This is a genomic window from Parabacteroides faecis, from assembly GCF_014647375.1.
Lineage (GTDB): Bacteria > Bacteroidota > Bacteroidia > Bacteroidales > Tannerellaceae > Parabacteroides > Parabacteroides faecis.
On record NZ_BMPB01000008.1, the window covers coordinates 378,534 to 398,732 of the forward strand.

At 42.3% G+C, this 20,199-nt stretch carries 24 protein-coding genes and 2 tRNA genes; 11 read left to right on the plus strand and 15 right to left on the minus strand.

Annotation, left to right across the window (positions count from 1 at the left end):
* Positions 1-25: 25 nt before the first annotated feature.
* Both IEY67_RS13945 and IEY67_RS13950 read right to left on the minus strand, forming a co-directional pair.
* Positions 26-1,765, minus strand: a complete 1,740-nt coding sequence (locus IEY67_RS13945; protein ID WP_183671726.1) for a thiamine pyrophosphate-dependent enzyme — start codon at positions 1,763-1,765, stop codon at positions 26-28.
* A gap of 89 nt (positions 1,766-1,854) precedes the next feature.
* On the minus strand, positions 1,855-2,955 hold the full coding sequence (locus tag IEY67_RS13950) for a cytochrome-c peroxidase (protein ID WP_370860511.1): 1,101 nt from the start codon (positions 2,953-2,955) through the stop codon (positions 1,855-1,857).
* A 131-nt stretch (positions 2,956-3,086) separates the two neighbouring features.
* Between IEY67_RS13950 and IEY67_RS13955 the strand changes: the two genes are divergently transcribed.
* Positions 3,087-4,421 (plus strand): MATE family efflux transporter, encoded by a 1,335-nt coding sequence (locus IEY67_RS13955; RefSeq protein ID WP_122351366.1) that lies wholly within the window; start codon positions 3,087-3,089, stop codon positions 4,419-4,421.
* A 545-nt stretch (positions 4,422-4,966) separates the two neighbouring features.
* Here the strand turns inward: IEY67_RS13955 and IEY67_RS13960 are convergent.
* The 4 genes from IEY67_RS13960 to IEY67_RS13975 all read right to left on the minus strand — a co-directional run bounded on the left by IEY67_RS13960 (position 4,967) and on the right by IEY67_RS13975 (position 7,541).
* Positions 4,967-5,054, minus strand: a tRNA-Ser gene (locus tag IEY67_RS13960).
* 67 nt (positions 5,055-5,121) lie between these two features.
* A tRNA-Ser gene (locus IEY67_RS13965) sits at positions 5,122-5,206 on the minus strand.
* Positions 5,207-5,408: 202 nt separating this feature from the next.
* Complete coding sequence (locus IEY67_RS13970) at positions 5,409-6,374, minus strand: helix-turn-helix domain-containing protein (RefSeq protein WP_122351367.1); 966 nt, start codon at positions 6,372-6,374, stop codon at positions 5,409-5,411.
* Between the two features lie 201 nt (positions 6,375-6,575).
* Positions 6,576-7,541, minus strand: a complete 966-nt coding sequence (locus IEY67_RS13975; RefSeq protein ID WP_122351368.1) for a helix-turn-helix domain-containing protein — start codon at positions 7,539-7,541, stop codon at positions 6,576-6,578.
* Between the two features lie 793 nt (positions 7,542-8,334).
* Between IEY67_RS13975 and IEY67_RS13980 the strand changes: the two genes are divergently transcribed.
* The 3 genes from IEY67_RS13980 to IEY67_RS13990 are packed head-to-tail and all read left to right on the plus strand — an operon-like array spanning position 8,335 to position 11,272.
* On the plus strand, positions 8,335-9,555 hold the full coding sequence (locus IEY67_RS13980; protein WP_129734948.1) for a site-specific integrase: 1,221 nt from the start codon (positions 8,335-8,337) through the stop codon (positions 9,553-9,555).
* Between the two features lie 20 nt (positions 9,556-9,575).
* Positions 9,576-10,898, plus strand: a complete 1,323-nt coding sequence (locus IEY67_RS13985; protein WP_129734946.1) for a site-specific integrase — start codon at positions 9,576-9,578, stop codon at positions 10,896-10,898.
* A 20-nt stretch (positions 10,899-10,918) separates the two neighbouring features.
* Positions 10,919-11,272 carry a virulence RhuM family protein gene (locus tag IEY67_RS13990; protein WP_129734944.1) on the plus strand — a complete coding sequence of 118 codons (354 nt, stop codon included), beginning with the start codon at positions 10,919-10,921 and terminating at the stop codon, positions 11,270-11,272.
* 49 nt (positions 11,273-11,321) lie between these two features.
* On the opposite strand, the gene IEY67_RS13995 is transcribed toward IEY67_RS13990, so the two are convergent.
* Together IEY67_RS13995 and IEY67_RS14000 are read right to left on the minus strand one after the other, a co-directional pair.
* Positions 11,322-11,633 (minus strand): helix-turn-helix domain-containing protein, encoded by a 312-nt coding sequence (locus IEY67_RS13995; protein ID WP_129734942.1) that lies wholly within the window; start codon positions 11,631-11,633, stop codon positions 11,322-11,324.
* Positions 11,630-11,923, minus strand: a complete 294-nt coding sequence (locus IEY67_RS14000) for a helix-turn-helix domain-containing protein (protein WP_183671727.1) — start codon at positions 11,921-11,923, stop codon at positions 11,630-11,632. The genes IEY67_RS13995 and IEY67_RS14000 overlap by 4 nt, the downstream gene beginning before the upstream one ends.
* Before the next feature lie 31 nt (positions 11,924-11,954).
* Between IEY67_RS14000 and IEY67_RS25330 the strand changes: the two genes are divergently transcribed.
* The 7 genes from IEY67_RS25330 to IEY67_RS14030 all read left to right on the plus strand — a co-directional run bounded on the left by IEY67_RS25330 (position 11,955) and on the right by IEY67_RS14030 (position 15,372).
* On the plus strand, positions 11,955-12,086 hold the full coding sequence (locus IEY67_RS25330; RefSeq protein ID WP_262889882.1) for a hypothetical protein: 132 nt from the start codon (positions 11,955-11,957) through the stop codon (positions 12,084-12,086).
* A gap of 317 nt (positions 12,087-12,403) precedes the next feature.
* Positions 12,404-12,643 (plus strand): hypothetical protein, encoded by a 240-nt coding sequence (locus tag IEY67_RS14005; protein WP_129734940.1) that lies wholly within the window; start codon positions 12,404-12,406, stop codon positions 12,641-12,643.
* A 12-nt stretch (positions 12,644-12,655) separates the two neighbouring features.
* Positions 12,656-13,075 (plus strand): PcfK-like family protein, encoded by a 420-nt coding sequence (locus tag IEY67_RS14010; RefSeq protein ID WP_129734938.1) that lies wholly within the window; start codon positions 12,656-12,658, stop codon positions 13,073-13,075.
* 4 nt (positions 13,076-13,079) lie between these two features.
* Positions 13,080-14,369 carry a PcfJ domain-containing protein gene (locus IEY67_RS14015; RefSeq protein WP_129734936.1) on the plus strand — a complete coding sequence of 430 codons (1,290 nt, stop codon included), beginning with the start codon at positions 13,080-13,082 and terminating at the stop codon, positions 14,367-14,369.
* Positions 14,370-14,407: 38 nt separating this feature from the next.
* Positions 14,408-14,725: a hypothetical protein gene (locus IEY67_RS14020; protein ID WP_129734934.1), complete on the plus strand. Its 318-nt coding sequence runs from the start codon at positions 14,408-14,410 to the stop codon at positions 14,723-14,725.
* Between the two features lie 13 nt (positions 14,726-14,738).
* On the plus strand, positions 14,739-15,227 hold the full coding sequence (locus IEY67_RS14025; RefSeq protein WP_129734931.1) for a DUF7258 domain-containing protein: 489 nt from the start codon (positions 14,739-14,741) through the stop codon (positions 15,225-15,227).
* Positions 15,220-15,372: a hypothetical protein gene (locus tag IEY67_RS14030; protein ID WP_165359939.1), complete on the plus strand. Its 153-nt coding sequence runs from the start codon at positions 15,220-15,222 to the stop codon at positions 15,370-15,372. The genes IEY67_RS14025 and IEY67_RS14030 overlap by 8 nt, the downstream gene beginning before the upstream one ends.
* Before the next feature lie 94 nt (positions 15,373-15,466).
* Here the strand turns inward: IEY67_RS14030 and IEY67_RS14035 are convergent, their stop codons facing one another.
* From IEY67_RS14035 to traN, 7 genes are all read right to left on the minus strand, one after another.
* Positions 15,467-16,393: a DUF1848 domain-containing protein gene (locus IEY67_RS14035; RefSeq protein WP_129734929.1), complete on the minus strand. Its 927-nt coding sequence runs from the start codon at positions 16,391-16,393 to the stop codon at positions 15,467-15,469.
* The gene (locus IEY67_RS14040) at positions 16,390-17,295 is read right to left on the minus strand and encodes a hypothetical protein (protein ID WP_129734927.1); all 906 of its coding nucleotides are present in this window, start codon (positions 17,293-17,295) and stop codon (positions 16,390-16,392) included. Before IEY67_RS14040 ends, IEY67_RS14035 begins: the two co-directional genes overlap by 4 nt.
* 98 nt (positions 17,296-17,393) lie before the next feature.
* A complete protein-coding gene (locus IEY67_RS25190; RefSeq protein ID WP_229801067.1) occupies positions 17,394-17,654 on the minus strand; it encodes a PH domain-containing protein in 261 nt (86 codons plus the stop codon).
* Positions 17,608-18,444 carry a M23 family metallopeptidase gene (locus IEY67_RS14050; protein ID WP_229801068.1) on the minus strand — a complete coding sequence of 279 codons (837 nt, stop codon included), beginning with the start codon at positions 18,442-18,444 and terminating at the stop codon, positions 17,608-17,610. Before IEY67_RS14050 ends, IEY67_RS25190 begins: the two co-directional genes overlap by 47 nt.
* Before the next feature lie 59 nt (positions 18,445-18,503).
* Positions 18,504-18,956, minus strand: a complete 453-nt coding sequence (locus IEY67_RS14055) for a DUF3872 domain-containing protein (RefSeq protein WP_129734923.1) — start codon at positions 18,954-18,956, stop codon at positions 18,504-18,506.
* Positions 18,957-18,967: 11 nt separating this feature from the next.
* A complete protein-coding gene (locus IEY67_RS14060; protein WP_129734921.1) occupies positions 18,968-19,552 on the minus strand; it encodes a conjugal transfer protein TraO in 585 nt (194 codons plus the stop codon).
* Position 19,553: 1 nt separating this feature from the next.
* Positions 19,554-20,199, minus strand: a 646-nt coding sequence (gene traN, locus IEY67_RS14065; protein WP_189086826.1) for a conjugative transposon protein TraN, incomplete at its 5' end; no start/stop codon positions are given.

The window sequence follows — 20,199 nt, forward strand, 5'->3', positions numbered from 1 at the left end:
GAAAGCAAAGATATTCATTTTTTGGTTAGAAGACTTCTTTCCAATGCTTCAGATTTGTATCGATCGTATCCATTACCTCTTTTGAACGTCCTTCCATCAATAACTTGTACATAGTCTGTGCAAATCCCAACATTTGTGTAAACTCGATCTTCGGTGGCATTGCCAGCGCGTTCGGATCGGTCATGATATTGACCAGGACAGGGCCATCGGAAACAAAAGCTTTTGTAAGCGTCGGCAATACATCCTCCGGCTTGCTGACATTATAACCAGCCATTCCCATTGAAAGGGCGACACGTGCAAAGTCCGGATTCAACATCGTTGTCTGCCAGTCAGGCAATCCGGCAACTTCCATTTCCAGCTTAACCATTCCCAGGGAACGGTTATTGAAAACGATCAGTTTAACAGGCAGTTTATATTGTACGATCGTCGCCAGATCACCCAACATCATCGAAAGTCCGCCATCGCCACACAGAGCCACCGCCTGACGTCCCGGATAGGCTAAAGCAGCTCCGATAGCCTGTGGCATGGCATTCGCCATCGAGCCATGATTGAAAGAACCCAACATTTTCCGCTTCCCGGTAGCCTGTAAGTAACGAGCACCCCAGACACAGGTCATACCAGTATCGACAGTAAAGACAGCATCGTTCGATGCGAGTTCGTCGATAACGGAAATAACATATTCGGGCTGGATCTTTTCTTCTTTTCCTTTTACTTCGGCAGCCGATCTCAGGTTTTTCTTTACTTTATCATAATGCGCCAACTGTTCTCGCAGGAAACTATCATTCGTTTTTTGACGGATCAGAGGGAGCAACTCCTGCAATGTATCTTTTACATCGCCACAAAGTCCCATCTTTATCTTAGCACGGCGCCCCAAACGGTTCGCTTTAATATCTACCTGAACGATCGTATTATTCTGCGGCATAAAAGCTTCATAGGGAAAATCTGTTCCCAGCAAGACCAATACTTCTGCTTCATGCATACTGTAATAACCGGAAGGCATACCCAACAAACCGGTCATTCCTACTTCATTCGGGTTATCGTACTGGATTTCCATTTTACTTTTAAATGAATAGGCCACCGGAGCATTCAGGCGTTGGGATAATTCGACCAGTTCCTTATGGGCATCTTTCGCTCCTATTCCACAAAAGAGGGTCACTTTTTCAGCTTTATTCAACAGGTCTGCCAACTCGTTGATCTCTTCGGCAGAAGGGCAAACACGCTGTTTGGTAGGAAATGATTGTTGAGAGGATTCTCCCGAAGTTGCCGTTTGCGATGTCAGGTCGCCGGGTAGCCCGATCACTCCTACGCCCCGGAAGGAAAGGGCCGCTTGTATAGCTCCCTGCAACATACGGGGAAACTGTTCCGGGGTAGTTGCTACCTGGTTATAATAACTGCAATCTTCAAATAATTTGATCGTATTGGTTTCCTGGAAATATTCTGTTCCGAACTCATGGGTCGGCAGCGTGGAAGCAATAGCCAATACCGGAGCTCCTGAACGTTGTGCGTCATACAAACCATTGATCAGGTGAACATGCCCCGGGCCGCTGCTTCCTGCACAGCAAGCCAGCTCACCGTTCAACTGCGCTTCGGCAGCAGCGGCATAAGCACCTGTTTCTTCATGACGAACGTGTATCCATTTGATCTTTCCGTTTTTCCGTACAGCTTCATTCACCTCGTTCAGACTATCCCCCGTGACAGCATAAATACGCTTCACTCCTGCTTTTTCAAGCGTGTCGACTAATTGTTCTGCAACATTCTTTGCCATAATATATTTACTTTTTCTTTTATGTTTTGTTTTATAAAAGAACTATGGTAGAATGCAAAATGTTTTGAAAACAGGAAAAAGATTATATTCTAGTCCGCCTGATATCCATCCGTTAACGTCGATAGAAAAGCGATAATAGCAGCCTCTTCGTCCTGTGTCAGACCGAGGTTGCCGAGTTCTTCTTTGTTGACAGTTGCTGCAAATTCAGGTTGAGGGTATTCTTCTACATCGCGAACATTATAGAAATGGATTATTTCTTCCAATGTATCAAAATAACCATTATGCCCGTAAGGAGCAGTCAGAGCTATGTTACGAAGGGTCGGAACACGAAACTTGCCCGCTTCGGTACTATTTCTCAGAGTACTTCCCAAACCCAGATCAACCGTGTCGCGGCCACAAGAATTGTAAGGGAACGGCGTTGCAAAGAAAGGGTTATCCGGATTGGAAGGGATTCCTAAATTATCATAGGTATGATCGGTAAACAAGACCTTTCCTGCCCGTTCATCCGGTTCCAATATATGGCATTCGGCACAAAGTCCCTTTTCTTTAAATAGTTCCAAGCCTTGTTGCTCCTGTGTTGTCAGTTCACATTTACCCGCTTGCCAGGCATCGTATTTAGAAGAGAAAGGGTTCATCTCTGCCGAACGTTCATAGGCAGCAATGGCATTTGTTATGCATGAAAAGAGAGAGTCATCGGATGCCGGCTCTCCATATATCCTCACCAAATCCCGGTAGTAACCGGCACGGCGCACTTTTCCTGCAACCATAACATTGTCATGATTACCCATCTCCAACGGGTTTGTAAATGGTTGAGCGGCCTGTTCTTCCAGTGTGTTGACACGTCCGTCCCAGAAAAGTCCCCCGACATACGTCTCATCCTCTTCGTTATAATGTAACGGCGGGATATAGCAGGTATAGGCGGAAGTCATTGAGTTACGGTTACTGAAGCGCCCTTTGACAGCACCTTCAGAAGTGATACGGGAATATATATCTGCAAAACCCTTTTCTGCAGTGTGACAGGTTGCACAGGATTCACCCACAGGTTCCGAAAGATTTTCATCAAAGAAAATCTTTTTACCCAGTAGTTCTTTTTCACTTAATCCGGTATGCTTGTCTAGCTGACATGCAAACAATAAAGCAACACAGACCATCATTCCGGTTATCTGTTTCGTCTTTCTAAAACTATGCATATAAGATGAATTTCTTTATCCGTACAAATATATGATTTATTGAGTTGCATAGCAATAGATTTTATAAGTGTATATTTATCCTTTCTGTCACAAAATAGTTACCTTTGCAGCGATTGTTTAGGGAAATAGTTATGGGAACTTCAAAAGAAATGACATCCGGGGCAGCGCTACCGTTGATCTTCAACTTTGCCATGCCGGTATTGCTGGCTAATCTGCTTCAACAAACCTATTCTTTGATCGATGCGGCTATTGTTGGTAAATTTCTGGGAATCGATGCTTTTTCCGCTGTCGGGGCGAGTACGTCTGTTATATTTCTTATCATAGGATTTTGTAATGGATGCTGTGCCGGTTTCGGTATTCCGGTGGCACAGAAATTCGGTGCAAGAGATTACAGCACGATGCGGAAGTATGTTTCCATCAGTTTGCAGCTGGCAGCAGTTATGTCGGTTATCATTGCAGTCGTTACAAGTATATATTGTAAGGATATTCTAAGGATGATGCAAACTCCGGAGAATATTTTTAAAGATGCTTATTTCTATTTATTGGTTACTTTCATCGGCGTACCCTGTACTTTCTTTTATAATTTGTTGTCCAGTATTATCCGCGCTTTGGGCGATAGCAAGACCCCATTCTGGTTCCTGCTTTTTTCTACCATTCTGAATGTGATCCTCGATCTGGTTTGTATCCTGGTATTTAAATGGGGAGTTGCCGGTGCTGCCATAGCCACGCTTCTCTCCCAGGGAATATCGGCTGTTCTTTGTTTCGTTTACATGTATCGCCGTTTTGAGATATTGAGAAGTACACGGGAAGAGAGGAAATTTCAATCGAAACTGGCAGGAAACCTGATGTGGATAGGCGTACCGATGGGGCTTCAGTTCTCTATCACTGCTATCGGCAGTATCATGTTACAAAGTGCCAATAATGCACTAGGGTCGGCCTGCATTGCAGCCTTTGCATCGGCTGTGCGTATCAAGTCATTCTTTATCTGCCCTTTCGAAAGTTTGGGAATTGCCATGGCTACCTATACCGGACAAAATTACGGGGCAGGCAAACCGGAACGTATCTGGCAGGGTATCAAAGCCAGCGGGTTGATGATGATCGTTTATGCCGCTTTTTCATTCCTTATACTGATGTTGGCTTCACGCGAACTGATATTTATATTCGTCGATCCTGCAGAAACGGAAATTATTAAAGATGCCATTCAGTTCCTGCATATATCTTGTTCCTTCTTTCCTATTCTGGGTATTCTCTGTATTCTTCGTTACACGATCCAGGGAGCCGGATTTACCAATCTGGCAATGCTTTCCGGCGTATCTGAAATGATCGCCCGAACACTCGTCAGTATTTATGCAGTACCGGCTTTCGGGTTTCTCGCTGTTTGCTTCGGTGATGCCACGGCATGGATGGCAGCAGATCTGTTTCTGATTCCTGCTTTTATATATGTATATAGAAAGATCAAGAAATAAGGCAACCAGGGCATGCTATTAGGGAATGCAGATAGCGCAGAATACGCAAAGTAATCGAATCTCAGCAAGAAAGACTATCTATCCTTTCAGCCTTCAGCCACCCTTACGCATTGAAAAACAATTATTTCAGCTGAAGGGTGAATAAAATGGTACAATACAAATAAAAAATCCACTTTCAAAGCATATATGTTTTGAAAACAAAACACCTATGTTTCGCATTCAAAAGTCCTGACTTTACATTTCAAAACATAGGACCTTTTTCCGGTACCTACCGAATCACAGATGAGTGCTTACCCATTTATTTTGAGTAACTACCTGTTTATTTTGAGTAACGTCCCACGTTTCAGCCTGTCGCCTTTGAGAAACAGGTCGCACAGCTAAACTGAAGGCTGAAAGGTGATTAATAAAATGCTACTGAGAGGGACAAAAAATACTTATGTTTTTATACAGAAATACTTATGTTTTCCGAATCAAATACTTATGTATTTTGTTGATATCCGATAAGTCTGTCTACTGGAATTTTTAAGGGTAAGAAGTTTTTTCCGCGGAGAGAGCGGGATTCGAACCCGCGAAACCCTTTAGGGGTTTACACGCTTTCCAGGCGTGCCTCTTCAACCACTCGAGCATCTCTCCTTTAAGGAAGAATTTTGAGAACGTAAGCTCTCCATAAAACAAAAAGCAGCCTTTTTTGCTGCTTTTGCGGAGAGATAGGGATTCGAACCCCAGGAACCTTTCAGTTCAACGGTTTTCAAGACCGCCGCAATCGACCACTCTGCCATCTCTCCAATAAATCAAAACTGCCAGAACGTATTTAAACGTTGCTTTTCAAAGCATCTGGCCTCTCTTGTTTACGGGTGCAAAAGTAGGTAAAAGATTAATACGCTCCAAATATTCAGGAATTATTTTTATACTATTCATTTCAAAAAAATACTACAAAATAGTCCTTTTATTGTTTAAGTTTCTGATACTCTTCACAAACAGCAACCATCATAAAGATTGAATTAATTCACGCTGTGCCTTAAAAAAAGCAACTCTTTGCCTCTCTCCACTAACAGAAATCATAATGGAAGAACGGATAAGAGCCCGTAGCCACTTCCGTAGTTTTTCATAAGTCCCTTCATCCAGTGAGGCAACAGAACTCAGAATAAACGTTTTGATCATGCTTATATGGTAGTTTTTAATCTGTACGCACCAGTAGCTCGTATCAAAATTCACACTCGATATATAAATGAAAACTTTATTCCCTGTCTCTTCAAAATAACCGCGTGTTGCCAGAATTTCCATCTCATCCAGAAACTTCATCAACTCCTCTTTCAGAAGCTCCACATCTTCCTTCCCAATCAGATGGATACTCATGAAATAATTAATGTCGTTCACCAGATATTGGAATATCAACGGATCAAGTATATAATAAGAATTACGGACATATCGCGATTCTTCTACACTTGCCAACTGTATTCCAACAAAACGGTCGGTAACCTCGATTTCATCAAAACGCTTTGCTTTCCCCGGAACCCCACATTGATACAACCATTTAAAAAGATAAAAACGCGAGATATACTTATAATTCATATAAAGCTGTTGCGGCAATATATTCGTACAATCGATCAGTTCCGATTTTTCATCCTCGCGGGACAAACCCAATACATCGACATATTGCTCCAACATATCATAGTCTATCTCTTTCGGATTCACAAAATCAACCAACTTCAGTTGAAACGGCCTGCTTTTAGCTGTAACCGTACCGACTAAATTATCCAATGATATACCAAAAGCATTTGCTATAGTAACAATTTCAGCAAATGTAAATGCAACTTCCCCCCGCAAACGTCGATACACAGCTTCTTTCTCAATACACAACAAATCGACTAACGCGCTTACTAAGTTTGTTTTCTGAGGGAACTCTTCTTTGATCGTATTCAGAAGGTTATCATACAAAAGTTCTTTTTCCATGTCATAGAATTATAAGTTTTGATATCAACACACTGTTTTCATGCAAAGGTAAACAAGGAACCCATAAAAAAGTTACCGGATAAACCGGCATAGCTCTTTTAAATATCCAAAAAAAACTAAGAAAACGAACAGACATTGAATCTCGGTCACCGATAAAAGCAGAAAGTTCCGTTAATAATATATAACCTCATTTTTAAACATTTACAAGGCATTGATAACTTCACGCTGTTTCTCAAAAAATTGAATACGTTGCCTGCCCCCACTGACGGAAATCATAGTCGACGACCTGACAATGGCCTCAAGCCAGGACGAAATACGTTCATAAATCTGGTGATCCAACGAAACGACAGCATTCAGGGTAAATGTTCGTATCAAGCTGACGCGCAAGTGTTTTACTTCTACACAACGGTAACTTGTATCGATATGTGTTCCTGATATATAAAAATAGACATTATTTCCCGTATCATCAAACTGTCCCTTGAAAGCCAGAACTTCCATATCATCTAAAAACTGCAGCAAATCTATTTTTAATAGCAGCAAATCTTCTTCGCTCAATAAATGAATACTGATAAAATAACGGATATCATTCGCCAGATAATAAAAAATCAAGGGATCCCAAACATAGATGGTTTGATTAATCCGTTTCGCCGCAGCCACACTTTTCTCTTGTATCTTTTCAAGACGTTCCGTTGGATAAACATCCTGAAACCGGAGTTTTTTATTAAATTCTTTATTCTGATAAATCCATTTGAAAAGAAAAAAACGAGAGATATTTTTATAACTTAAATAAAGGGATTGGGGCAAAATGCCGGAACAGTCCATTACTCGCGATCTTTTATCGTATTTACCTAAATTATGGATATAGATATAATGCTCCAACATTTTGTAATCGATATTGTCCAAATCACCATAGTCAACCAGTCTCAATTGGAAAGGCCTGCTATTTGTAAACCGCCCTCCGACCATATTATCCAACGAAATACCCAAAGTACTGGAAACAATGGCTAGCTCAGAAAATGAAAACGCAACCTCTCCACGCAGCCGACGGTACACCGCTTCCTTCTCCAGATCCAATAAATCCACAAGTGTACTTGTCAGTATTCCCTTGTTCGATATTTTATCTCTGATAGCTTCCAGTATATTTTCATATAACAAATCCCTTTTCATAGTCTAATCTTTTCATGCCAGCTTACATCTTAGTAGCTTTCATGCTTATAATCACAAATATAACAATCGATTAAACGGGAGTCAATAGTATAAAAAAAACAAAGCCACCCAGTTTTCTGCTATTTTCAAGAATAACCTATTTATCCGATTCCCACATAATCAGATAACACAAGAAACAGGAATCGACTTACGATAATCACCACGTCAGTAATGTATAAACCGGTAAAAAAAGAGAAAAGAGAAAACCAATATTACATAAACAGTTATATTCTACCCTACTCGCCTCAATAACTCTTATTTATAGCTCAAAAAAGAAGATCCGTTATCTATTTCATCAAAAAAACAACAGTAATACTTATTATCAGAGAAATGCACTCAAATAAAAAAACATATATTTACTTATACAAATATAGTCAAAGACTTTGGAAGAATGGCAAAACGCGGACGAATAAAGTAAGTGTTTAGTAATTAGGATTATTCGGCCTTTTGGCGCTATATAATTCACTTTACCTATAATGAACAATATAGCGAGGTTGAGCGAAAGTTTTGCTACTAATCCATTGCCTTTTTCTTTCGGCAAGCATGAAATACTAAACACCCCAAACTAAGCCGAAACAATCAAAGAACGCTTGTTTTTCTTCAATTCCTGCTCAAAAATACTCCTTTTTTTCCAGCCAACGGAAAAAAGATGGTTTTTTGAATGAAATTAGGGATTTGTTACACGCTGGCGCTATATAATACACGCCTTCAAATAACTCTGTATCAGGTAAATTTGTAATCTGAAAAAAGAGTTATGAAACAAGTAGTTAAGGTGTCGTTCTACCTGAAAAAGAACCAAGCGAAATCGGACAATCAATGTCCCGTCATGGCACGGCTTTCTATCGGACAATCTTCCGAAACCGTGTTTAGTACAAAAATGTGTGTTCCGGTGTCTATTTGGTCATCGGGACGTGCCACCGGAAAGAGCAGTATGGCGATGGAACTCAATCGGCGGCTGGACGAGATAAGGGCTTCCGCCCTTTCACACTACCGCGAACTGTCAGCCGTAAAGGAAAACGTAACCGCCGAACAGGTTAAAAACCATTTGCTCGGTATGGCATCCGGGCAGGAAACCCTCTTAGCCTACTTTCGCAAGCATAATGAGAATTTCGATAAGCGTGTGGGCGTGAACCGTAAAGAGGGATCAGCGAAATCCTATTGGAACGCTCTCAACCACGTTACAGCATTTGTAAAATCGAAGTATAAACTCTCCGACATTCCGTTTACTGCGCTGGACAGGTCGTTTATAGATAAATTCGACCTCTATCTGCGTGTGGATTGCTCGCTGGCGCTGGGAACCATCGTGGTAGTCACAACACGAATCAATACTATCATCAAAAAAGCCATCGCCGACGGAATAATCACATCCAACCCCTTCATGGGATATGCCCCCGAACGCCCCGAACGGGTGCAAAAATATCTTACCCAAAAAGAGTTGAAGGCATTAATGACAACGCCATTAGAAAAACCGCATCACTATCTGATACGTGATTTGTTCCTGTTTTCGTGCTACACAGGCATCCCGTACTCCGATATGTGCAAGCTCACAGAGGAAGAACTGGAACTTGCGCCCGACGGCGAACTATGGATAAAGACCTCACGCGTCAAGACGGGCATGGATTACGACCTGCCCTTATTGGATATTCCCCTGCAAATCCTCGAACGTTACCGGGGAATAGCTGACGGCGGACGATTGCTGCCAATGTACAGCAATTCCGAACTGAACCGGGAACTGAAAACTGTTGCCCGAACCTGCGGCATCAACCGACGAATTACCTTCCATCAAGGCCGCCATACCTATGCTTCGGAAATTACACTCTCGCAGGGTGTTCCGATTGAAACAGTCAGCCGGATGCTCGGACACGGGCAGATTAAGACCACCCAGATTTACGCGAAAATCACCAACGATAAAATCGCCGAGGACATGAAAACCCTCGACGACCGTATCTGCGGGAAATTCAAATTTGCTATTTAATTACCCTAAAAATTTCGATTATGGAAACGAATAAAAAAGATAATGCCAACGACAGACGGAACAAACGCCGCAGTACATTTGCCGTCCTGTTTTATATCAACCGTACAAAAGTTCGTAAGAACGGTATGTGTCAGCTTTTGTGCAAAATCAGCATTGATGCCGATTGGGAACAGGTCGGTACAAAGGTTTCGGTCAATCCGAAGATTTGGAACCCCGAAACCGGACGGGCAGACGGTCGCAGCCAAAACTCTCTGGAAGTGAACCGTGCCATAGACAAACTCACGGAGCGGATAACGAACCACTATACCGATATACAGACAAAGCTGGGGTTTGTTACCGCCGAACTGGTTAAAAACGCCCTGAAAGGTATCGCGCAAAAGCCACTCACGCTGATAAAACTTTTTGAGGAACACAATGCGGAGTTTGAAAGCCGTGTCGGTGTGGATCGGGATAAACCGGCGCTTGACGTTTATAAAGTAACCTGTAAGCACCTGTCGGCGTTTATACATAAAAAATATGATGTGGATGACGTATCGCTTCGTTCCCTCAATCTGGATTTCTTTGACGCTTTCGACCTCTTTTTGCATACAGACAAGGGGTTGCAGCAGAAAACCATTCACCAGCACTTGTATAACCTGAAAAAGATAACCAAACGGGCAGTCAGTCAGGGAACGCTGCGCCGCGACCCGTTTATGAATATTTTTCCCGAACTGCCAGCCCTCAAAAGTCGTCATCTGAAAGAAGACGACCTGAAACGGCTAATGGAGTGCCGCCCGGAACATGAGAACTTACAGCGGGTGCGTGATTGGTTCGTATTTTCGACCTTTACGGGATTGGCTCTCGCTGATTTAAGAAAGCTCTCGACCGAGCATCTTAAACAGGCTGAAGATGGTAGCTGGTGGATAGATATGAAACGGCAAAAGACTGGCACAGATTTCACCGTGCGGCTGTTGGAAATACCTTTGCAGATTATCGAAAAGTATCGCCATGAGCGTACAGGCGACCGGATTTTCAATGTATATTGCAGACAATACGTCTATCAACTCATTAAAAAGGTCGGAAAACTTTGCGACATCGACACGATTACATACCACAAAGCCCGCCATAATTTCGGAACGCATATTACGCTCTCGCAGGGTGTCCCTATCGAAACGGTCAGCCGAATGATGGGACATAAGCACATTACCACGACGCAGATATACGCCAAAGTTACCGATAAGAAAGTCGCTGAGGATATGAAACGGCTGAAAAAACGGACTGCGGGCAAAAAGGTATCTTTATACGAAGATGAAACGGCGCGGGCAAAAATGCGTTACCCCAAATCAGTAAAACGTGTAGATTAACAATTAAAAACAACAATACAATGAATACAGAATCAATCATCATAGAAAATGGACAGGTAACAATCCGTCCCGGAGCAGAAAACGTATGGCTCACACAGCACCAGATAGCAGACCTTTTCGGCGTATTTGTTTCCGCCATCGGTAGTAATATCCGCTCGATCCTTAAAGGCGAAGTATTGCGGGAGAATGAAATATCCCGTCAGAGGAATAATGGCAACGGCTTTATTACGGTTTATAATATGGAAATGATAACGGCGATGGCTTTCCGGCTCAAATCAAACCAGGCGCAGCAATACCGCCGCTGGATGCTCAGACAGGTTTTCAATCCTGTTATACTCTGGAAAATTCCGGGAATGGACACTATGCTAAACTAATCTCCGGCACTAAACAGAAACGACCCTCAATTTTTGGGGTCGTTTCTGTTTAGATCAATACCTGCTCATCGAGGCTCTGTTTGCGGCAGTCCTCCAACAGTTGTACTAACTCTGATTCCTTATAGACGATTTTGCCGCAAATCAGATAATAGGGAAATACCCCGGCAGTGCGGTATTCCTGCAATGTTCGGCGGCTTATCCTCAAAAGGGCGGACAGCTCACTATCGGTTATAAATCGTTCCCCATGTAAAGGGCGTCGATCAGGTACTTTCAGTTTGTCGAGCGTTTTAATCACCTTTTCCAACCGTCGAAAAAGGTCGGCCACGCGCGGGTCTTGCCTGCTTAACAATTGGTTGTTCATGGCTTGTGCGTATTAAGGTGATGCGACGACTGCAACATAGCTTCCACATCTTCCAGTCTGTAAAAAACCTTGTGCCGGAAGATAGCATACGGGATCAGCTTTTTCTCCCGGTACTTTTGAAGGGTACGTTTGGTAATACCCAACATCTCACATACGTCCTGATTATCCAACCAGCGTTTCAGTCCTAAATCGTCCTGCTTTCGGTACAATATTTCGGCAGTACGTTCCATGTTTTCAACCCGTTCGGATAGTGCGTTGAAAACCCGTATATCCATACTTATTAACTCCATCTTATTACGTTATTGTATTCCCGGAAACCAAATGTATGGAAATACATTTAGCTATCAGACGCTCCGTTTTTCTATGGCACGGAGTGGCTTCAAAGTGGCAGTAAATGGCGCTCAGGTAATAGTCAATCACGCATCCGCTATGCACGATTGCCGTGATTTCTGACTAATGCCGAAATCACGGAAGCATCGTTTTTTTCTACTGTTCTCCGGATATAACTGTCTTCCTCATTTTTCTATGCCCATTTAAGAGCCGGTAAAAGGGAAGATGAATTCTGTTATCAGCAGCGAAAATACTTCCGTGTTCACGCTCCCGCAAGTTACGCCGCCGGGCGGCTTTTTGCAAAAAATCTTCCGACATCATTCTGACGTGGCGTATTTCCCGCAAAAAACTGGACGTGAACTAACCCCGGATTTTCCATGCTCCTGAAACAGAACTCATCATACCGGCTCCGTTACGGCATAAAAAAAAAGTCAGACGTTATGAGAACAATAGAAAAAAATAAAAAGAAACAAGAATCTATCAACCTTCCATTCAGCATAAAATGGGTGGTAAAGATTTTGGCTGTCGCAGTCGGGTTTTACGTGTGGGGTGTGGACTTTATTTGGGTCGTTTTGGGCGTGGTTTTCTGTTGGAACATACTGAAAGGCATTGCATCTTGCCTACTCTCTCTTATCGCTCTGATAGGTTTTTTCTATTTCCTATTCACTCACATATTCTAAAATTATACAGCTATGGTACAACCAAGTGATTATTTCAAAATGACGATTCAGAACTATTTGGAGCAACGAGCCAAAGAGGATGAACTATTTGCACCTGTATTCGCCAACCCGAAGAAGAATATTGACGATTGCGTCACCTACATACTCAATACCGTGCAGAAAAGCGGCATAAACGGTTTTACGGACGATGAAATCTACTCAATGGCGCTCCATTACTACGATGAAGAAGACATCAATGTGGGCAATCCTGTTAGCTGTCAGGTGGTAGTAAACCATACCATTGTGCTGACCGAAGAAGAAAAGGCAGAAGCAAGGCGCAAAGCCGTTCAGAAAGTACAGGACGAAGCCTATGCTAAGATGAAGCAGGGTAATACCAAGCCGAAAGCCAAGCAACCGCAAGTTAATAATGAACCAAGTCTATTTAATTTCTGACACTATGAAACCGCAAAATAAATTCCAACAGCAAGTAGTCGAAGCAAGCCGGACACTTCCGGCTCTGACCGACAAACAGATACAATGGGGTTACGATAACGCTATCGACCATATCGGACAAAGAACCGAAAAAGGCGTGATAACGTGTGCCAAATGCGGTCATTCATGGCAAGGCGGTGGGCATCTGCTCAACTCCCTATTAGGCAATGAGTGTCCGCACTGCAAAGCCAAACTGAAAGTCGAAACCACCAAGAAACGCATATTCAACACACGTTGGTATATGACCGCTATAACCGCCCACGAGGGTTTTCAGGTAGTCAGAACCGTGATGCTATTGTGTAGTGCCAAAGTAGGCGAACCCGCTAAATACGACTATTCAGAGGTTATGCAACGTTGGATTGCGCCCAACGGGAAATACTGCACATTCGCCAAACTCCGCCAAACAATGGGTACGTGCTATTATGATTCGTGGATATTCCACTCCGATTTGGAACTGCGGAAAGAGCCGAACAGCAAATACTCCACCAACGTATATAACCAAATCTATGCGGGCGCAGTCTATCCCCGCATGAAATTCATCCCCGAAATCAAACGTACAGGCGTAAAAAAGGCTTTTTACGGGCAGAAACCGTTGGAACTGTTCCGTACCCTGCTGACCGACCCTCGTGCCGAAACGCTGATGAAAACAGGTTATCAAAAGCTACTGAAACGCCTTATGGACAGCGATTGGAAGAAGATAGACAACTATTGGTCAGCTATCCGTATCTGCATCCGCAACGGCTACAAAATCAACGATGCAACGCTTTGGTGCGACTATATAGATTTCTTGCGCTTTTTCGGGAAAGACCTGCACAACGCCAAATATGTATGCCCTGCCGACCTCAAAGCCGCCCACGACCGCTATATGGCGGAGAAAGCCAAAGCGGACGAGGAAAAGAAAATAGAAGAACTGAAAGAGAAAGAAACCGAGTTTACCGCATCCAAAGGGCGATTCTTCGGACTTATGTTCTCTGACGGGATTATTACCGTTCGGGTGCTTGAGAGCGTAAGGGATATTAAAACAGAGGGTAAAGCGATGCACCATTGCGTAGGCAGTTACTACTCCAAAGAGGATTCTCTTATCCTGTCGGCGACTCTCAACGGCAAGCGCATCGAAACCGTAGAGGTTTCCATATCCAAACTCTCCGTAATCCAATGCAGGGGTGCTTGCAACAAGATAACCAAGTATCACAGCCAAATCGTGGAACTCGTAGGACAGAATATGCCTCTTATTCAGAAACGCATAGCAGCATAGAATCGGGCGGGAAATCCCGCCCACAACATCATTAAACAATGAAAATCATATATAAAGGATATTCGAGTCGCACTATTTCGCCCAGAGAAGAATGGGACAGCGAAGTGCGGGATGCGGTTAATAAGGTATTGGAACTTGTCGAAAGTAAGCAGGGGTTCAGAACCCCTTTCGAGATATGGCGCAGATGCGAACTTATCATCACGATAGGACATAATATCTATACCACCTCGATAGAGATACGACCGCCACAAATGGCGATAATCCGCAGACGTGCCAACTGGCACAACGGCTACGCCTACTACTGCAACGGCGTATTTTGGGCGAATATCAGCAAGACAAAAGTAGAATTAATATAAAATACAGTAAGTTATGAAAGCAAGTGAAGTAAATAGCGAAATGATTGGGAAGCGGTGTAAATGTATCTTTACCGGACTGATGGTTGCAGGAACTATCGAGGAAATCAAAACAGAAGAATATACGGTGGAGGTTAAGGTAAGGTACGACGAACCACACCAATGGGGAAATCAAATGTATGAAAACGGTTGGTCATTTGCCCGGATACATGATGATTTTGGCTCTCTCCGGCATCTTGAAATCATCGACGACGGATACCAAACTATCCGTGTCGTTTTCTCGGACAGCATTCGGGAGATAGACGGGAGATTTGCACAGGCTTACAAGAATTGGGGCGTGGTCAATCTGAAAGAGTGGATAGATAATTACGAAAGTTCCCGCTTTACGCAGATTGACGAGCATACTGCAATCATCACATCCGAATACAACATGGGACACATACAGGAATTGTTACAGAAAAATACGTCTGTAATCGTGTACGAAACCCTTTATTATCATGTATAAGCTATTCATCGGTTTTCGGAAACTCGGCGAGTTTCCCAGCATACGGAAAGCCAAACAGTACGCACAAGAGAGCAAACTATCTGACTTGTTCTCCCTCATCGGGGAGAATTACAGCGATAGTTGGTATGTTTCTTCTATCGGATAAGGACGGGCGGATTTTCCACCCGTTACTTTTTCCATGACTACCATAAACTTTTCGGGAGAAAAAGTAACAAAAAGCCTATTGGCCAAAAGGTTATTTAAAATAAACTCTTTTTTCTTAGAGAAGCCACTCTTCTTTCTTTTATCGTGTCTTTATCAGTAACATCTCCTATTAATAAAGGAGAAAGGGGATTGTGTCTTTTTGTCTTTTGCATTACCTGATCCTTATTGAAATTAGCATAACAATATAAACAGTTGTGACAGCAGGTATTGTATTCACCTATATCAATACTTTCGATACAGCCACATTCAGAACGCTGATTTTTGTCTTTTTTAGTTTCTAATTGATACCCAACAATGCCTTCAATAACGATATTGTCTATACATCTCCCATGTTTTATACCTATTGCTTTCAAATCAATCTTCTCAGCACAAGTTTGAATTTCAATGTCGTAGGAAGATGCTATTTTTACTAAATCCTTTGACAAAAGGATTATTTCACTATCAGATAATTCTTTTGAACCTGTCCCATCCAAATTTCGCTCTGTTTTTTTGTAGTTGTCAATGAAACTTATCGTGCATTTGTTTGTAAATGAAGAAAGCCTTTTTGCGATTTCTTCAAAGTACTGTATGTGATAGTTAATATCTATTTTATGTGATAAGAGAATGGGATCATATCTCCATATTACCTTATTGCTGCCAATTTTGTCTGATAATTCTTTAAATGTATCAATGACATTGCTTTTCTTTGGAACATTTAACTCTAATGCTTTATCATAGGAGTTTATTGTGAATTGAAAATAATAGTTGTAATCACTTAATTCATTGAGCCTACTCAGCATTTTTTTTGGATTTTTCGTCCAAAAAACTATGCAATCTACAACATCTGGATTAATTTCAATTTTACTTATTTGGTGAATATTCATTGGATTTCGCACATATATGTACCCTTCTTTTATTCTGTTATAGAACCAATCAGAATAAAATGCAGGAATGTCTGTACGACGACTAACGCTAAGTATCATTGTTTATCTGATTTCTTTATGACAACCAACTGAGCACTTGTACAAGATGTTTTTGTAGCATACATTGAAACAAGAAATCTTATCACAGCTTCTTTGAAAGGAGAAAAAATACCATTGTAAGAATACTCATACGCACGCATATCTTTTTTGTTTTTCTCATAATTAATGATAAAGCCTAAAGTTGCCTGGGAAATAATATTATTAGAATTTGATTTACTTATTATCTCTTTGTAATAATTTCGCACATCATAATGGTTTATATCATTGATGATGATCATTGATCTTGGTGGCATTTTGTCTATAATATGCTCTGTCATTTCTGATATGAAGGATGAAAGATCACCTCGCTTCAATATGTCAGATAGTAAATAATTTATAATTAATATATTAGGATATGTGTAATGAGGTGTTGATTTTAAATAATCAAAGCAATCCTGATTTATGATGTTAACATTATAAGGGAGAATATTTTTGACTTTATTTTGGACATCAGTCCAAATATCATTTGTGTCAAATCCATCATATGTAACATTCCCTGTGTAACCGATCTCTTTCAAGATTGAATCTACAGCAAATAATTCGGAACAGGGGCCGCAGCCTATGGACATTACATTCAAATCATTTATTCTTATTCCAGACTCATCTTTAAACCATCTTTTTAATACTCTAAAAAGATGTAATACCTCGCTTGAATACTGAAAAATATACCGACATACATAGCTATATGTACTACATACACAGTTAAATGTTCGGCTTCCATTTCCAAAAAACATATTCTGAAAACAAGAACTACAATTTGTAGAAGTACATGAACCCTGTTCTTTATTTGGGCAATCTGAACATTGCCCTTGCTTTTTAGAATAGAGCGAATGAGAATATTGTACCAATTCGTTTATCGACATATCAATCAATGCTAATTGTTCTCTGCAAAAATACCCATAAAAAAACACCTGACAAAGTGAATGTCAGATGTTTTTCAATGAGTTACACATATTCGGATTTATCCTATCTGCATATTTGTCGCTCTCTTAAAATCGAACGGTTTACACACGAAATAATAGCAGTTGGTCGCCCCGCCTGTCGTTACGACAAGTGTGCCGTAGCCTAAAAGCCGTCCGGTGACGCTTTCGGTTGCCTGTATGCCCTCGCATTTTGGCAAGACCAATTCGGCTACCCGTCGCCGGATGATGCCCGTTTTCAGCACCACCCGGCGATTAGTTACGACAAACAGCGAACCGACCTTTACGAATATCCTTTGCACCAGCGATACCAAACCAAGAAACAGCACCGTAATTCCGAGCCATTTCATTATCGGTGCGCTTACGTCCCAGAGAATGCCCCCCACCACCAACAGGCACAGCGGTTCGGCAAAAAGAAACCAATGTATCCGTGCCCGGTAGATAATTTCCTCTCCGGGTTGGAATTGAGATTTTAGAAAATTCATATTGATTCTGTTTATTATTGTTATTCAATATTTCAGACAGGTAACTGCACCAACCGACTGGGTTCAGGAACCGTTTACCTTTCCGGATTTCATAATGCAGATGGTTACCTGTTGTTACCCCCGTATTACCAACACAAGCTATTTGCTGGGTAATGCTTACCGTATCCCCCCGGTTTACTACCGTTCTGCTTAAATGTGCATAGAACGACCGGAAACCGCCTGCATGCTCAATCTCGATAAAGTTTCCATACCCCGAACAATACCCTTTACGGGTTACTACTCCGTTTCCGGTAGCAAATACAGGTGTACCTTTAGATTCGGAAATATCAATTCCCGTATGGAATTTTCGTCTTTTATAAACAGGATGATAACGCATACCGAAACCCGACGAAACGCGGCACGGCTTCCTTATCGGGAAGATGACAGGATAGTCGCATAGTTCATCAATAGTGAGGTGTATTGAATCTGCTATTTGCCGAAGCTCTTTTACCGTGTAAACAGTTTCCAAGCATTGTTCGATTACCTGTTTTCTATTCGGAAAAATACCCGGTTGCTCCCATACGGGCAGGTGCATCAAAGCGATGATGAACATTATGATGTATTTCATAATCAGGTTCCAAAATAAGGCAGGCATCCGAAAGAAACCGGACGCCTGCATTGTTTGTTTTATTCCTCACCTTCATCATCGCTCCCGCTGTCATTCTGCCAACTGAACGTTTTTTGAACTGTTTGCCCGAATGAATCTTCGATATACACGTCAATAACCTGCTGATCCGTACTGCATGATGTGTAATAAAGGCGAAATACTGTTTTATCCAATGGATACAGGTCGTTCGGCAGGAATACCGTACCGTCGTCCAATCTTAACTCGCCTTTTCCGTCGGGTTGGAAGTAACGAATGCTGAACGCCGTTTCGCTGTAATTGCCTTCCCTGACTATCCGACACCTGATTTCAACAGTTTCCCCCTCGGTAATTCGTTTTTGAACGGGCATCGTTTCCAAATCGAAGCTATACACCTGCTTTACGTCCAATTCGTTATCGCAGGCGACAAACATCAATACGATGGCTGCCAGCCATGCCGAGAGCGCAAGCGCCCTTTTGAATGTTATCTTTTTCATCTTGTTTATTTTTAATTAATCATGAATTTCAGTCCTATACCGAACTGCGTATGAAAGTGTCCGCTCGACGTTCCCCAGAGAATACGTTCACGCCCCGTCAGAAGAAGGATAACCCTATCCGTCAGATAGGCTTCAACTTCCAAAGTAATCGCACCACCGTACAGAAAAGCGTCCTTATTTCGTATGGTCGAACCATCATACAGCAGTTTGTCGCCCCAATTCACCGTTTCATATCCGGCCAATGCCGAAGCACCCAAAGAGAAGAAAAATGTTTTTGAACCGTCGGAGAGAAACTTATAATAATAGCCGCCCTCTCCTGTAAACTGCGCCACAGGGATACGTCCGTCTTTATAAGGATAATAGCGATTCAGATACTCCGCCCCGAATACCCACTTATTGGCATTTTTAGCGTATGTCGTCATGGCAATACCGAAGTAATATCCCAATTCGTTACGGTTATCCGACGAGTGAAAACCGTCCACCATGCCGCCCCGCAGTTCCAAGCCGCGCATCCCTTTCAGGGCGCGTTGGGCATGTGCCTGACCACCCGTGATCAGACACAACGCCGCTACAATAAAAAACACAGCCCTTTTCATGTTACTTCGTTTTCAATTCGTTTATAACTTTCGCCCGTACCAGATCGGCATTTTCTACCATAAAGGTCTGATGCCGTCCGCCTTCTTTCTCATGCAGTTCAATAACCAGGTGTTTATCGTCCGGGATAGTAAATTTAGGCAGGGCAAACACTGTGCGTTCATTCTTTTTTCCTCCGATAAGCGTTACATTATTATGCGCCCTGAGCGGCCAGATAACCTGCTCCTGAATGGCGGTACGTTTGGCGACCTTTTTATCGACAATTTTGAAGGTAATGTAGTCCACGTCAAAAGGTACATTGGACGAATTTTTCAGTTGCAGATGAAAATACAATAACCCGTTGTGCGAGTAAATTCCTTTCAACAGGTGTTGGATACCGAACCGCTTACTGCCTATATGCTTTATTTCCCTGTCGTTGTTCTTATAGATGGACTTCATAATCAATTTGACCAACAGGGGTGATTCCTGACCGAGTTCGTACATATAGATGTCCATTGCGTTGTTGGGTCTGTTAGTTGCCTCTCCGTCGTGGATAAAATCGGTCATCTCAATAGAGAGCTTTACCGGTTCGTCGGCATATTTCACATGTAGGCTAAGCACCCAGCGCCTTGCTGTATTTCTACAGTAGGTTTCCAAATACTCGCCTCCA